The sequence below is a fragment of the Pigmentiphaga sp. MLSB6-MA01 genome, from assembly GCF_058793475.1.
In genome coordinates, this window is the sequence record NZ_JBXAFV010000006.1 from 110,932 (window position 1) to 125,077 (window position 14,146).

Annotated in this window: 13 protein-coding genes; 3 read left to right on the forward strand and 10 right to left on the reverse strand. The window is 68.8% G+C overall.

Features of this window, described 5'->3' with window-relative positions:
* Positions 1–38 precede the first annotated feature (38 nt).
* Both AC1Q6E_RS12150 and AC1Q6E_RS12155 read right to left on the reverse strand, forming a co-directional pair.
* On the reverse strand, positions 39–1,166 hold the full coding sequence (locus AC1Q6E_RS12150) for an ABC transporter substrate-binding protein (protein ID WP_296554964.1): 1,128 nt from the start codon (positions 1,164–1,166) through the stop codon (positions 39–41).
* 175 nt (positions 1,167–1,341) lie between these two features.
* Positions 1,342–1,797, reverse strand: coding sequence for a DUF2501 domain-containing protein (locus AC1Q6E_RS12155; RefSeq protein ID WP_152797607.1), 456 nt, complete (start codon positions 1,795–1,797; stop codon positions 1,342–1,344).
* A 270-nt stretch (positions 1,798–2,067) separates the two neighbouring features.
* Between AC1Q6E_RS12155 and AC1Q6E_RS12160 the strand changes: the two genes are divergently transcribed.
* Positions 2,068–3,477, forward strand: coding sequence for an MDR family MFS transporter (locus AC1Q6E_RS12160; RefSeq protein WP_152797819.1), 1,410 nt, complete (start codon positions 2,068–2,070; stop codon positions 3,475–3,477).
* A gap of 316 nt (positions 3,478–3,793) precedes the next feature.
* Entirely contained in the window at positions 3,794–4,186 is a 393-nt protein-coding gene (locus AC1Q6E_RS12165; RefSeq protein ID WP_296554900.1) for a DUF4168 domain-containing protein, read from the forward strand.
* Positions 4,187–4,223: 37 nt separating this feature from the next.
* Here the strand turns inward: AC1Q6E_RS12165 and wrbA are convergent, their stop codons facing one another.
* The 7 genes from wrbA to AC1Q6E_RS12200 all read right to left on the reverse strand — a co-directional run bounded on the left by wrbA (position 4,224) and on the right by AC1Q6E_RS12200 (position 10,653).
* Positions 4,224–4,823, reverse strand: a complete 600-nt coding sequence (gene wrbA / locus AC1Q6E_RS12170; RefSeq protein WP_152797608.1) for an NAD(P)H:quinone oxidoreductase — start codon at positions 4,821–4,823, stop codon at positions 4,224–4,226.
* A gap of 19 nt (positions 4,824–4,842) precedes the next feature.
* Entirely contained in the window at positions 4,843–5,208 is a 366-nt protein-coding gene (locus tag AC1Q6E_RS12175) for a c-type cytochrome (RefSeq protein WP_152797609.1), read from the reverse strand.
* 71 nt (positions 5,209–5,279) lie between these two features.
* On the reverse strand, positions 5,280–7,040 hold the full coding sequence (locus AC1Q6E_RS12180; protein WP_152797610.1) for a GMC family oxidoreductase: 1,761 nt from the start codon (positions 7,038–7,040) through the stop codon (positions 5,280–5,282).
* 10 nt (positions 7,041–7,050) lie between these two features.
* Positions 7,051–7,836, reverse strand: a complete 786-nt coding sequence (locus AC1Q6E_RS12185; protein ID WP_152797611.1) for a gluconate 2-dehydrogenase subunit 3 family protein — start codon at positions 7,834–7,836, stop codon at positions 7,051–7,053.
* 159 nt (positions 7,837–7,995) lie between these two features.
* Positions 7,996–8,838: a peptidoglycan DD-metalloendopeptidase family protein gene (locus AC1Q6E_RS12190; RefSeq protein WP_492572894.1), complete on the reverse strand. Its 843-nt coding sequence runs from the start codon at positions 8,836–8,838 to the stop codon at positions 7,996–7,998.
* 76 nt (positions 8,839–8,914) lie between these two features.
* Positions 8,915–9,625 (reverse strand): glutathione S-transferase, encoded by a 711-nt coding sequence (locus tag AC1Q6E_RS12195; RefSeq protein WP_152797613.1) that lies wholly within the window; start codon positions 9,623–9,625, stop codon positions 8,915–8,917.
* A gap of 23 nt (positions 9,626–9,648) precedes the next feature.
* On the reverse strand, positions 9,649–10,653 hold the full coding sequence (locus tag AC1Q6E_RS12200) for a zinc-dependent alcohol dehydrogenase family protein (protein WP_152797614.1): 1,005 nt from the start codon (positions 10,651–10,653) through the stop codon (positions 9,649–9,651).
* Between the two features lie 131 nt (positions 10,654–10,784).
* Between AC1Q6E_RS12200 and nhaA the strand changes: the two genes are divergently transcribed.
* Positions 10,785–12,158: a Na+/H+ antiporter NhaA gene (gene nhaA, locus AC1Q6E_RS12205; protein WP_152797615.1), complete on the forward strand. Its 1,374-nt coding sequence runs from the start codon at positions 10,785–10,787 to the stop codon at positions 12,156–12,158.
* A 12-nt stretch (positions 12,159–12,170) separates the two neighbouring features.
* Here nhaA and AC1Q6E_RS12210 read toward each other — a convergent pair whose 3' ends face one another.
* Positions 12,171–14,135 carry an acetyl/propionyl/methylcrotonyl-CoA carboxylase subunit alpha gene (locus AC1Q6E_RS12210; RefSeq protein WP_492572818.1) on the reverse strand — a complete coding sequence of 655 codons (1,965 nt, stop codon included), beginning with the start codon at positions 14,133–14,135 and terminating at the stop codon, positions 12,171–12,173.
* Positions 14,136–14,146: the final 11 nt, after the last annotated feature.

The window sequence follows — 14,146 nt, forward strand, 5'->3', positions numbered from 1 at the left end:
GCGCCGTGAGGCGGGCCGGCGGCAGGCGCGTAAGGGAATTACCTGGCCAACTGGAATTCGCCGTTGCGTATCACGAGGAAAGTAGGTGCCTTGCGGACGTTGCCGTTCTCGTACTTGGTCACGCCGGTGACACCCTCGTAGGGCGGGCCGCTCGCCAGTTCGTCGCGCACGCTCTGGCCAGTCAGTGGCTTGCCCGACTGCACGGCCCGGCGAATGGCGGCCACGCCCACGCCGGCCGCGTCATAGGCCAGCGCGGCGAACTGGTCGGGCGTCCGGTTGTACTTGGCGCGGTAGGCATCGACGAAGGCTTTCTTGGACGGATCGCCGGCGAAGAAGATGCTGTGGACGACCACGCCCTCGGCGGCCTTGCCCGCCAGTTCGATGAACTTGGGCGAGGTCAGCGGCACGCCGCCGCCCACCGGGATGTCGACGCCGGCCTGGCGCAACTGCTGGATGAAGATCGACGCTTCCTGGTAGGGCAGGGCCAGGAATACGCCGTCGGGCTTGAGCGACTTGATCTTGCTGACCAGCGGCCGGAAATCCCGGGCGTTGGGCATCACGGCCTCGGTCAGCAGCACCTTGCCGCCGTCTTTCTCGATGGCGGCCGAGGTGGCCTTGACGGTGAACAGGCCCCAGTCGTCCTGCGAATACGGGATGACGATGCGATTGGCCTTGAGCTGCTTGTGGATGGTGTCGGCGTTGTACTGGGCCAGCACGTCATCGGTATTGTTCTGCCGGAATTGATAGGGGCTCTGCTTGCTGAAGTCGGGGTGCGACGAGGTCGGGCTGATCTGCGCGATCTTCGCTTCGGTGAAGATGGGCGCCGCCGCCAGCGACGCCGTGGTCGACCAGGAGCCGATGGCTAGCACCACGCCGGGCGTGGCCACGATCTTGCGCGCCACGGTGGCCGCTTCCTGCGGCGAGTTGCGGTCGTCCTCGACCACCAGCCTGACCGGGCGGCCGTTGATGCCGCCGTCGGCGTTGACCTTGTCCAGATAGAGTTCGACGGCGTTCTTGAAGCTGGCGCCGTATTCGGCGAAATTGCCGGACAAGTGGGTGAACAGCCCGATGGCGATGGGAGGTTCCGCGGCCAGGACGGGGGCGGACAACAGGCTGGAGACGGCGGTGGCGGCCAGCAGGCGGTGGAAGGTGAGTCGCGTCGGCACGTTGATTTCTCGGTCGATGATGAAGGACAAGCGACACCGCAACGTCGGCGTCGGCGGGCTGTGGCTCGACGCAAACGTTATGCTTTCATCGATAAAACATCAACGTATTGTTACTAATAAGCTTATGTGAATATCGCGCCTGGCCACCCCGGCCGGCGCGATCCTGCCGGCCGGGCTACAGCAGGGACTGCCCGTATTGCAGTACCTGGTCGCAGACCTTTTCGGTGATCTGCTGCTTGAGCCCGCCGCCGCTGCCCAGTTCCATCTTCTGGCCGCTGTTGCCGCCCAGGATGCCGCTCAGGCCCTCGCGGTAGCCGGGGTCGGACTGGGCCTGCTGTTCTCCGCCGAGTTTGCCCAGCAGCTTGTCCTTGACCGACGAGGCGCCGCCGCCCAGGTAATTGTTCTTGGCGCAGTAGGTCAGGATGCCGGTGATGTTGCCGGTGCCGACGGATCCCAGCGAAGGCATGGAGGCGCCGCCCAGGCCTCCCAGCAGCGAGCCGCCGCCCGACGATTGCTGGCTGCCGCCGCCCAGCGCGCCCTTGACGGAATCCAGGAGCTGGGCCTGGACGGTGGTGGCGCCGAGGAACAGGCCCAGGGCGATGGCGGCGAGACGGGGGACGGTGGTCGACATGTTTATCTCCTTGACGGCTTGGATGAGTCCGGCGAAGGCCGAGAGGCGATCCGCCGGATGCCGTTCAAGCGTATACCAGGATGATGACGCGGACCAGTTGCCTTTGCCGATCCTGACGCGCGGCTGAAATGGCGCATTTCCCGGATCTTTGCCCGTGCTCTACACTCGTGCGGGCCCCCTCCAGCCACCTCCCGCAACGGATACCGCACCGTGTCTCTCGCCGCTTCGCGCACTTCCCGCCCGCTCGTCATTGCCTCGGTGGTTGCGGCCATGTTCATGATCGCCATCGAGGCGACCATCGTGGCGACCGCCATGCCGCAGATCGCCGGGGACCTGGGCGGGCTGAAGCTGTACAGCTGGGTGTTCGCCTCGTTCCTGCTGACCCAGACCGCGATGACCGTGGTCTTCGGGAAATTGTCCGACATCTACGGCCGCAAGCCGATGATGCTGGCCGGCATCGCCGTGTTCCTGCTGGGATCGGTGCTGGCGGGCTTCGCGTGGTCCATGCCGTCGATGATCGTGTTCCGGCTTGTCCAGGGCATAGGCGCGGGGGCGATCCAGCCGGTGGGCATGACCATCGTGGCGGACCTGTATCCGGTGCGCGAGCGCGGCAAGGTCCAGGGGTATCTGGCCAGCGTGTGGGCGATTTCCGGCGTGCTGGGGCCGATGCTGGGCGCGCTGGTCATCCACCAGTTCTCGTGGGCGTGGATCTTCTGGATGAACGTGCCGCTGGGCCTGCTGGCCATGGCGGGCTTCGTGTTCTTCCTGCACGAACAGCGCGAGCGGCGGCCGATGTCCATCGACGTGACCGGTGCCGCGCTGTTCACGGCCACCGTGGCGGCATTGATGTTCGCCTTGACCGACGCCGGCGACGGCCTGGCAGGCCGGGCGTGGATGGCCGCGGGAGCTTTCGTCGTCTGCCTGGTCCTGTTCGTGCTGCAGGAGCGGCGCGCCGAGCATCCCGTCGTGTCCTTCGCGTTGTGGAGCCGGCGGCCGGTGGCCGCGGCGAATATCGCGATGCTGCTGGGAAGCATGGTCATCATGGGGTTGACGACCTTCCTGCCCATGTATGTGCAGAGCGTGCAACATCGGACGCCGGTGGTGGCGGGACTGGCGCTGACCATGATCATGGTGGGCTGGCCGCTGGGTTCCACCGTGGCGGCCAAGGTGTTTCCCCGCTACGGCCTGCGGCCCATGATGCTGCTCGGCAGCGTGCTCGTGCCGATCGGCGCCTGTGCGTTCCTGTTGCTGACGCCGGACAACTCGCCGGTGCTGGCGGGCGCGGGCTCGCTCGTCGTGGGGCTGGGCATGGGTTTCATGGGGGTCTGTTCGCTGGTGCTGATCCAGGAGATCGTGGATGTATCCGACCGCGGCAGCGCGACGGCTTCCAACATCTTCGCGCGCAACCTGGGCAGCACATTGGGAGCGGCCGCGCTGGGCGCGGTATTCAATTTCGGGCTGGCCCGGGCCACCGCGGATGCGCCCATTTCCTCGGAGCAGCTCAAGCACGCGCTGGAGTCCGCCGCTGGCTCGAATCCCGTCATCCAGGCCGCGATGCAGGAGTCCCTGCACATGACGTTCTGGGCGGTGCTGGCCATCTCGCTGCTGGTCATGGCGGCCACGGTCTGGATGCCCCGGACTTCCGTGGGGCGCTTGAGCCGGTCCGCCGCCAAGATGTAAGCGTCGGCATCGGCGCGGGGAGCCGGCGTCGGGGGGGGGGGGGGGGGGGGGGGGGGGGGGGGGGGGGGGGGGGGGGGGGGGGGGGGGGGGGTGGGGGGGGGGGGCCGGCGTCGGCGCTGTGCCCCCGACCCCCCACGGCCGCGAGCCCCGGCGACACGGCGCCTTCGGGCGCTTGCGGACCGCGCGCGCGCTCGGGGCCGGGCACGGATGTTACGGCCTGTGAGGCCGATGGCCCGTTCTCGCATACATACGGCAACCTGGCGCCCCGTCTGTTTTTGGCACGATGGCGGCGTCAGGAACCCGATTGGAGATTGCCGTGAAACGAAGCTATTTTTCCGCCGTGGGCGCCGGCCTGATCGTGATGGCGTCGGCCGCGATGGCGCAGGCGCCGCAAGGCGCGCCCGAGCCCGGCCCCGCGCAGGGCGTGACGCCCGCGCAGCCCCGGCCCGCGTCCAGCGTGTCGGACGACCAACTGCGCAAGTTCGTGAGCGCCGCGCAGAAGGTGGCCATGATTTCCCAGGAGTACACGCCGCGGCTCAACGCCGCGACGGACGCCGCGTCGCAGCAGCAGGTGCACAAGGAGGCCGATGGCAAGATGGTCGACGCCGTGCACCGCGAAGGCCTCACGGTGGACGAGTTCAACGGCATCGGCCAGGCCGTCGAACAGAATCCCGGCCTGGCCCAGCGCGCGCGCGACATGGCCAAGTAGGGCATCGCGGGCCGGCGCCCGCGATGTGTCAATGCAGTCAGCCGAACAGCTTGTTGGCGGTGCGCGCCACCAGCTCGCCCTGGAAGCGCGCGCCCGCGAGATCGGCCGCCGAGGGTTGGCGGGAGCCGTCGCCGCCGGCGATGGTGGTCGCGCCGTAGGGCGCGCCGCCCACGATCTCGGTCAGGGTCATCTGGCCCTGGTAGCTGTACGGCAGGCCCACCACCACCATGCCGAAGTGCAGCAGGTTGGTGATGATGGAGAACAGCGTGGTCTCCTGGCCGCCGTGCTGGGTGGCGGTGGAGGCGAACGCGGCCCCGACCTTGCCGTTCAGGGCCCCTCGCGCCCACAGGCCGCCGGTCTGGTCGAGGAAGGCGGCCATCTGCGAGGACATGCGCCCGTAGCGCGTGCCGGTGCCGACGATGATGGCATCGTAGTGTTCAAGATCGGCCACGGTGGCCACGGGAGCGGCCTGGTCCAGCTTGAAGTGGGCATTCTTCGCGACCTCGGCCGGCACGGTTTCCGGCACGCGCTTGATGTCCACCTGGGCGCCGGCGCCGCGCGCCCCCTCGGCGACGGCTTCGGCCATTTTTTCGATATGGCCGTATGACGAGTAATAGAGAACCAGGACTTTGCTCATGGAACCTCCTTGAGGCGCGCTACTTGAGCGATTTCAGGTATTCGATCAGGTCCGCGCGCTGTTTGGGGTCGGCCACGCCCGAGAACGGCATCACGTTGCCGGGCATGGCCGCCTGCGGGTTGGCGAGATAGGCGTCGAGCGTCTTGTCGTCCCATACGGTAGTCGAGCTTTTCATCGCGCGCGAGTAGCGGAATCCCGCGAAGGACCCGGCCTTGCGGCCGATCACGCCCTTCAGGCTGGGGCCCGCGCCGTTGGTGCCATCGACGGAGTGACAGGCCGCGCATTGGGCGAAGGCGGCCTTGCCCGCGTTGAGGTCCTGGCCGAGCGCGGGGAACGCGGCGGCGCCCAGCGCGAGGGCGCAGGCGGCGAGAGGTCTGAACGTCATGATGATTTTTCCTGGCTTGGGCGACCCGTCCGGGCGGGCCGCGGTTTCGGGAGTGTCGGGGAGGCGATGGGTCAGGACAGCATGCCGGGCCTGGCGACGTAGCGCACGAGGTCGTCTCCCAGCCTGAGGGCCAGCGCTGCCAGTGGGCCCGTCGGGTTGTAGCCCGAATTGTGCGGATAGACCGAGGCGCCCACGACGAACAGGTTCTGCGCATCCCAATGCTGCAGGCGGGGAGAAACCACGCTGGTCTTGGGATCGGTGCCCATGACGGTGCCGCCGGTGACGTGCGTGCTCTGGTATTGGCGGGTGTCGAAGGGCGACTTGCGCGCGACGGCGGGGCCCACGATGTCGGCGCCGGCGGCCTTGGCCATGTCCTCCATCTTGCGGGTGACCCAATCGGACATCTTCAGTTCGTTGTCGCGGAAGTCGAAGGTCATGCGCAGCAGCGGCTGCCCGTAGGCGTCGGTATAGGCCGGATCCAGGCTCAGGTAGTTGTCGCGATGCGGATAGCAACTGCCCTGGATACCCATCGCCATGGAGTGGGCGTACCAGTCGGCGTTCGCCTTCTTCCAGGCGGTGCCCCATTGCGGCGTGCCCGGCGGCAGGCGGCGGCTGTTGATCGGGCGGCCGCCGAACTGGCTCGCGCCGATTCCGCCTCCGCCGAGGAAGCCGAGTCCGGCGTGATCGAAGTTGTCGTTGTTGAAATCGTCCATCACCATCTGCGTGCTGCCGGTGGCCAGATAGGGATTGAACCAGCGGTCCTTGAAGAACAGGTTGACGCCCGAGTTGGTCTGATAACAGAAGTTCTTGCCAACCACGCCGCTGTTGGACACCGGGTCGTAGGGCTTGCCGATCTTGCTGGTCAGGAGCAGCTTGGTGTTGGTCATCGTGAATGCCGCCAGCACCACCACGTCGGCGGGCTGCTCGTATTCCTGGCCGGTCATCAGATCCAGGTAGCGCACCCCCGTGGCCCGTTTGGCGCGGCTGTCGTAGTTCACGCCCAGCACGTGGGTGTGGAGCCGGATCTCGAAGCCCTTGCGTTCCCGCAGCATGGGGTAGAGCAGCACTTCGGGCGAACCCTTGGCCTTGGCCTCGCAGATGAAGCGTTCACAGTGGCCGCAGTATTGGCACTGGCCGAGTTTCTGGCCGTCGGGGTTGGTGTAGGGGCCGGAGGAATTCGCGGCCGGCGTGGGGAAGGGGTGGTAGCCCAGGCGCGTGGCCAACTCCTTGAACACCACGCCGGCTTCCGTGCTTTCCAGCGGTTTCTGGGGGTATTCGCCGCGGCGGGGCGCCTCGAAGGGATTGCCTCCCGCCTGGACCTGCCCGTCGATGTTGCCCGCCTTGCCCGACAGGCCGAACAGGCGCTCGAACAGGTCGTGATAGGGCTCCAGTTCCTTGTAGGTGACTCCCCAGTCCTGTAGGGGCATGTCGGCGGGTATGGCCTTCGCGCCGTAGCGCTGCACGTGATGGCTGCGCAGCATGGGATCGTATTCGGCCCAGCGCCAGGTGTGCCCGTTCCAGTGGTTGGCGGCCCCGCCCATGCCCTCGCCGGGCAGGAAGGCCTCCATCCAGCGTACCGGCAGCGCGACGTCCTTGCTGTGATAGCGCAGCGAATAGGTCTGCACCGACCAGTCCTGCACCAGGCCCTGGCGTACGTCCCAGCGCAGCTCGTCGCGCTGGGTGGGAAGCTTGGCCTCCGCGCCGTCGGTATGGTCGCCGCCGCGTTCCAGCACGACGACCTCCACGCCTTTGTCGGTCAACTGGCGCGCGATCAGCCCGGCAGTCAGCCCGCCGCCGACGATGACGACGGTGCGCTTGTTCAGTGTCTTCATGGTGGGCCTCTCAGCTGAAGTCGGCGATGGACTTGGGATCCTTGGCTCCCGGGAACGGCTTGCCACGGAACTCGACCATGTCGATCGTGTGCGTGGCGGGCAGGCCGGGGTAGCCGATCATGCGCCAGAAGACCTTGTCGTAATTGCCGCCGTAGATGGGATCGGCGAAACAGGCCTGGGTGAAGAGGGGGTAGACGATGCCGTTGAACCAGTACGCCAGGTCGAGTTCGCCCTGCTTGACCTTGCCCGCTCCGAGATCCTTCAGGAAGGCGTCGGCCTCCGTCGGCGTGAACTGGTCGAAGGTCTTGTTCGAACGTGCCTTGGCCGCTTCGTTGGCGGCCGCGACGCCTGCCTTGAAGTGCTGCTCGGGCGTGAGCGGAAGCTGCGGTCCCTGTTGGGGCAGGCCTTCCGCGAAGGGCGCGCGCATATAGCGTTTGTAGCCCTTGCCATAGGCGCCGGCGAGCTGGCGGTCGATGTAGATCGCCAGGCCGCAGTCCACGCCGTTGGGCGTGTATTCGTCGGCCGGGCACATGGTGTTGACCAGTGTCTCGACGAAGGCGGCTTCGTCCGGGCTGAACGAGTTGTAGCCGTAGACGTCGTTGACCTTGGGGCCGGGAGGAGGCGCCGCCGCGGGGGCCGTCTGCGCCTGGGCCGCGCCGGCCAGGGCGCCGGCCGCGGCGCCCGCCGCCAGTCCGGGCGCGAAGGGAAGGGACCCGGATACGGTGGCGACCTGCTGGAGGAAGCGTCGCCGGTTGTTGACTTCGCCGGTATCGTCAGCGTGCGTGGAATCACCCATGTTCAGCTCCTTGTAGGGTAGAACGCGTACTGTATGAACCCACGATACGTATAAGCAGCGACGCTTGTTGGATCGGATACTAGGCCTTCGCCCAGTCTTGGGCAAGCAAGCGCGACGAGGCCCGCGGCGAGAAATGTGTAATGAAGTGTTGCTCCGCCCTCAGGGCTTGAAGGCGCCGATGAAGATGGCGGGATCCACTCGCGCGTCGTTCAGGCTGACGTTCCAGTGCAGGTGGGGGCCGGTGGCGCGGCCGGTCGATCCGACCCGTCCGACTTCCTCGCCCCGCGCCACGTCCTGGCCCACGCGCACGTCTGTCTCGGACAGATGGCAGAACATGCTGATGAAGCCCTGCCCATGGTCGACGAACACGGTCTTGCCGTTGAAGAAATAGTCGCCCACCAGGACCACGCGCCCCGCGGCGGGCGCCTTGACCGGCGTGCCGGCGGGCACGGCGAAGTCCAGGCCGGAATGAGGGTTGCGCGGTTCGCCGTTGAAGAAACGCTGCAATCCGAAGGGACTGGACAGCCGGCCGCCGGCAACGGGGCGGTCCAGCATGACGTTGCTGGGGTCCTGCGGTCTGAAGGCACGGTAGGCGGCCAGTTGTTCGGCGGTTTCCTTCTCGATGCGCGCGAGATCGGCCGGATCCGGGTTGACCTGGCGCTTGTTCTTGAGCTTGATGTGCTGGGCGACGTAGGTCTTGGTCCCTACCTGGAAATCCAGCGTGCGCGTTCCCGCTTCCTCCCGCACCGCCAGCCGTTGCGTGCCGGGTTTGGTGCCCAGCGGGATGCCGACGACGGCGATCCACTGTCCGCTGTCGTCGCGCAGCACCATCGTCCGACGGTCGAGATAGGTCGCCACGGGGGCGGCGGGACTATCGCCCAGCGCGATGACGGCCACGCCGCCGGGCACGGGTTTGTTCAGCAGGCGGGTGATGAAGCTCTCGGCATGGACGGGAGCGGCGGCGCACAGGGCGGCCGCCCATAGCAGGCTGCGGGCAAGGATGGCAGGCATGGCGGGTACGGGGAAGGACATCGCCCCAAGCGTACAGGCTCCCGCCGCTGTCCCGCAAACGCGCCCGCTAGTCGCCGTCGAGTTCCCGGTAGTGGCGGAAGATGCCGTCGCCCCAGGGCAGGCGCCGTCCGCTTCCCAGATAGGCCTGGAGCTCGGGCAGGCCGCCGACGCGCGCATGCAGCGCCATCACGCCCGGGTGGTCGCGCGCGAGCGTCGTCATTCGGCGGGGGAAGGCGTACAGCAGGCCATCGACCAGATGGTAGAGCGACAGGTCGGCATAGGTCCAGCGGTGCCCGCCGCCGACCCAGTTGCCCCGGCGGGCCAGCACGCGTTCGAAATAGCCCAGGAACTTGGGCATGCGCTGGCCGCGGAAATCGCCGGCGCGCCGCAGCGCCTCCGTCTTTTGTTCCTCGTAGTACAGCCCGGAGGCGATGGGGTGATGGACATCGTGGGCCTCGGCCACCATGTCGGCGATGGTCAACTGGATCTGGTTGATCCACAGCCGGCCCGCCTGGTCGCCCGGCGCGAGGCCGTGGCGTTCGCCCAGGAAGAGCAGGATGTTGGCCGTCTGCGAGATCGTCATGTCGCCGGCGACCAGATAAGGGGGCGCGAAAGGGGGGCTGTCGCGGTCGGCGCACATATCGGCCACCAGGTCCGGCGCCAGGGTGCCGGATTCGCGCGCGCGGTCCCGGTAGGGGATGCCGCCGGCTTCCAGCGCCAGGCGGACGAACTCGCCGCGTCCGGGTATGCCATTCCAGTACCAGAGTTCATAGGTCATGCCGGCTCCTTGCGGTCTTGTGTTCAGAACTCCAGGCAGATCTTGCCGAAATGGGCATGCGCCGCCTCGTGGCGAAAGGCGTCGGCGATCTTGTCCAGGGGGAAGCGACGGTCGATCACGGGATGCAGGCCGATGGCCTCCAGCGCGCGCACCATCTCCTGCTGCTGCCGGCGGCTGCCCACGATGAGACCCTGCAGGCGCGCCTGCTTGGCCATCAAGGCCGCCGTGGGGATTTCGCCGCTGCCGCCGGTCAGCACGCCTATCAGCGAGATGTGCCCGGCCACGCGCACGGCCTTGATGGATTGCGCCAGCGTACCCGGGCCGCCGACTTCGATCACGTGGTCCACGCCCCCGCCGGTGAGCTTGCGCACCGTGTCGCCCCACTGCGGATCGCTCCGGTAGTTGATGACGTGGTCGGCACCCAGGGCGCGGGCGCGCGCCAGCTTCTCGTCCGAGGACGAGGTGACGATGACGGACGCGCCCATGGCCTTGGCCAGTTGCAGCGCGAAGACGGAGACACCGCCGGTGCCCAGTGCCAGCACCGTGTCGCCCGCCTTGAGCCGGTCGTCGCAGACCAGGGCGCGCCAGGCCGTCAGGCCGGCCGTGGTCAGCGTGGCCGATTCGGCGTGGTCGAGATGGCGGGGCGCGCGCGTGAACCAGGTCGCGGGGCGGACGATGGCCTCGCGCGCATAGCCGTCCACGCCGTCGCCGGGGACCGTGGAGAAATTGCCGACCCTGGCCTCGCCGTCCAGCCAGTGGGGGAAGAAGGTGGAGACCACGTGGTCGCCTTCCGCGAATTCCTCCACCCCCCGGCCTACCTGCTCGACCACGCCGGCGCCGTCCGCCATCGGGATGCGGCCGAAGTGGCGCTCGTCCGTGCGCAGGGCCACGAGGTAGTCGTGGTAGTTCAGCGAGCTGGCGTGCAGGCGCACGCGAATCTCGCCGGAGGCGGGGGGGCCCGGGTCGGGCAGGTCGATCAATTGGATATGGTCGAGCCCGCCTGGGGCTCCGAGCGCAACGGCTTTCATGACAGGTTCTCCTGGGCGGAATGCGGCGCGTGTTCGTATAAAATAACGCCGGGTGTTCCCGCTGTATATGCGGGAGCAGGTTCTGGGCATCGGTCGGGCCGCCGGTGCAGGATTGCTTTTGGATGATCTCGATGAACCAACACGCCCCCCGCCGGCCCGTTCCGCGCGCCCAGGATCTTGCTGCCCGGGCCCTGCTCACGCTGGAACGATTCCTCCACATCGAAGCCGTCAGCGGCATCGTGCTGCTGGCCGCGGCCGCCATCGCCCTGGTCTGGGCCAATTCTTCCTTCGCCTCCGGCTACCATGCCCTGTGGCACGCGCCGCTTACCTTCGGCGTGGGCAGCTACGTCGTTTCGCAGTCCCTGCATTTCTGGATCAACGACGCGCTGATGACGGTGTTCTTTCTCGTGGTCGGCATGGAAATACGGCGCGAGATCCACGAAGGCGCGCTGGCCAGCCTGGCCCAGGCGGCGCTGCCGCTGGCGGCCGCGCTGGGCGGCGTGGCGGTGCCCGCGCTGATCTATCTGGCGTTCAATGGCCAGGCGCCGCAGAGCCAGGGCTGGGCCGTGCCCACCGCCACGGACATCGCGTTCGCGGTCGGCGTGCTGGCGCTGCTGGGCCGATCCATCCCCGGCAGCGTGCGTATCTTCCTGCTGGCCCTGGCGATCATCGACGATATCGTCGCCGTGCTGATCATCGCGATGTTCTATTCCGGCGGGCTGGACTACACCGGGCTGCTCGTGGCCGCCGTGGGCATCCTGATGGTGCTGGCCTTGCAGCGGATGGGCGTGGGGTCCGCCTACGCCTATGTGCTGCCCGGCGCGGTGCTGTGGGTCGGCCTGTTGCAGACGGGCGCGCACCCCACGCTGGCGGGCGTCGTGCTGGGCCTGATGACGCCGGTGCTGCCCGCGCCGCGCCACGAGCACCCGCTGGACATCGTGCGCCGCGCCGCGGATTTCCTGGTGCGCGCGGGCGCCTCCGATACGGATGGCACGGCGGAGCAGGCGCGGCGGCTGCGGTGGGCGCAGCGCGAGTTGATCGCGCCCGTGACGCGCGTGCAGATGGCCCTGCATCCGTGGGTGGCCTATGTCGTCATGCCGCTGTTCGCCCTGGCCAACGCCGGTGTCACGCTGGACGGCGTGGACCTGTCGGCGTCCTCGTCGCAGGCCGTGATGCTCGGGGTGGCGGCGGCGCTGGTGCTCGGCAAGCCGCTGGGCGTCATCGCGGCCAGCTGGGTCGCGGTCCGGCTGGGGTGGTGCAGGCTGCCCGCCGGCGTCACGTGGAGCGGGGTCGCGCTGGTGGGGCTGCTGGCGGGCATAGGCTTCACGATGTCCATTTTTATCGCCAACCTGGCGTTCGCCGACGAGAACCTGCTGGGAGCGGCCAAGCTGGGCGTGCTGACGGCGTCCGCCGTCGCAGCCACGGCGGGCCTGGCATGGGGCGCCGTGCTGGCGCTCCGCGGCAGGCGCAAGGCGGTGCCGCCCCGGGAGGCGGGGGTGCCCTGAGGCCGCGGGGCGTCAGGGCTCGAAGTCCACCAGTTCGTCGCCGTCGTTCACCGAATCGCCGACCGCGAAACGGAAAGCTTTCACCCTTCCGTCGGTCGGGGCGCCGATCGTGTGTTCCATCTTCATGGCCTCGAGCACCAACAGCGGCGTGCCGGCGGCCACCCGCGCGCCGGGGGCCACCAGATGGGCGGCCATGCGGCCCGGCATGGGCGCGGTCAAGGCGGCGCCGGTGTCCGCGCCCTGTTCCCAGGCCAGCAGCGGATCGACCAGCGCGAGCGTCCAGGCCGTGCCTTCGCCGTAGACGAAGCGGCGGGCGCCATCCCGGTAGACCTCCGCCCGCAGCATGCGGTCCGGCAAGGCCGCCTCCAGTCGCGGGCCTTCCCCGCGCAGGCCCACGGAAACGGCCGAGCCGTCCAGCACGGCGGTCATCGTTCCGGGACCGGGCGTGACCGAGACTTCGCAGCGATGGCCGCCGCACGAGAACACGAACACCGTGGCGGCATCGGTGTTCAGGCGCCAGCCGTCGGCGCGCCAGGGGGAGCCGGGGGGGGCCGCGCCGGCGACATGCCGCATCTCGGCCAACGCGGCCAGCAGCCACGCCTCCCGGGGAGGCGCCGCGTCGGGTGCGAACAGGCGGTCGTGCTCGCGTTCGATCAGGCCGGTGTCGAGGTCGGCCTGATCGAACGAGGGCGTGGCCACCAGCCGCGACAGGAAGGCGAGGTTGGTGGGCGGGCCCACGATGCGGCAGGCGGACAGGGCCTGCCGCATGCGGGCCAGGGCCTCGCGCCGGTCGGCGCCGTGGACGATGAGCTTGGCGATCATCGGATCGTAGTGGGGGGTGATGGTGTCACCCTCGTCGACGCCGGCGTCCAGGCGCAGCCAGGGAGCGGCGGGAGGGGGGGCGAAGTGCCGGAGCCGTCCCGCCGCGGGCAGGAAGCCTTGCCCGGGATCCTCGGCGTAGAGGCGCGCTTCCAGCGCGTGGCCGCGGGGGGCCGGTGGCCGGAGATCGGGCGGCAGGGCTTCGCCGCTGGCCACGCGCAACTGCCATTCGACGAGATCCAGCCCCGTGATCATTTCGGTGACCGGGTGCTCGACCTGCAGCCGCGTGTTCATTTCCATGAAGTAGAAGGTCCCGTCCGGGTCGACGATGAATTCGACCGTGCCGGCGCCCACGTAGCCCACGGCGCGGGCGGCGTCGATGGCGGCCCGGCCCATGGCCTCGCGCCGCCCGGTGGCCATGCCGGGCGCTGGCGCCTCTTCCAGCACCTTCTGGTGGCGGCGCTGGACCGAACAATCGCGCTCGAACAGATGGACCATGTTGCCGTGGCTATCGCCGAAGACCTGGATCTCGATGTGGCGCGGACGCAGGACGTAGCGTTCGATCAGCATGCGATCGTCGCCGAAGGCCGCGGCGGCCTCCCGCTTGCAGGCGGCGAGCGCCGCGTCGAAGTCTCCGGCCCGGTCCACGCGGCGCATGCCCTTGCCGCCGCCGCCCGCGCTGGCCTTGATCAGCACCGGATAGCCGATGCGGGCGGCCTCGCGGGCCAGCAGTCCGGGGTCCTGGTCGTCGCCGTGGTAGCCCGGGGTGAGCGGCACGCCGGCCTTTTCCATCAAGGATTTGGCGGCCGACTTGGAACCCATCGCGCGGATCGCGCCGGCGGGCGGGCCGATGAAGACGAGGCCGGCGCGCTCGCAGGCCTCGGCGAAGGCGGCATTCTCGGACAGGAAGCCGTAGCCCGGGTGGACGGCCTGCGCGCCGCTGGCCAGCGCGGCCTCGATCAGCGCGTCCGCGCGCAGGTAGGAGTCCCGCGCCGGCGCCGGGCCGATGCGCCGGGCCGCGTCGGCCAGCCGGACATGCCGGGCGCCGGTATCCGCGTCCGAGTACACCGCCACGGCGGCCACGCCCAGCCGCCGGGCCGTGGCCATGATCCGGCAGGCGATTTCGCCGCGGTTGGCGATCAGGATCTTGTCGAACACGATGGGGTTTC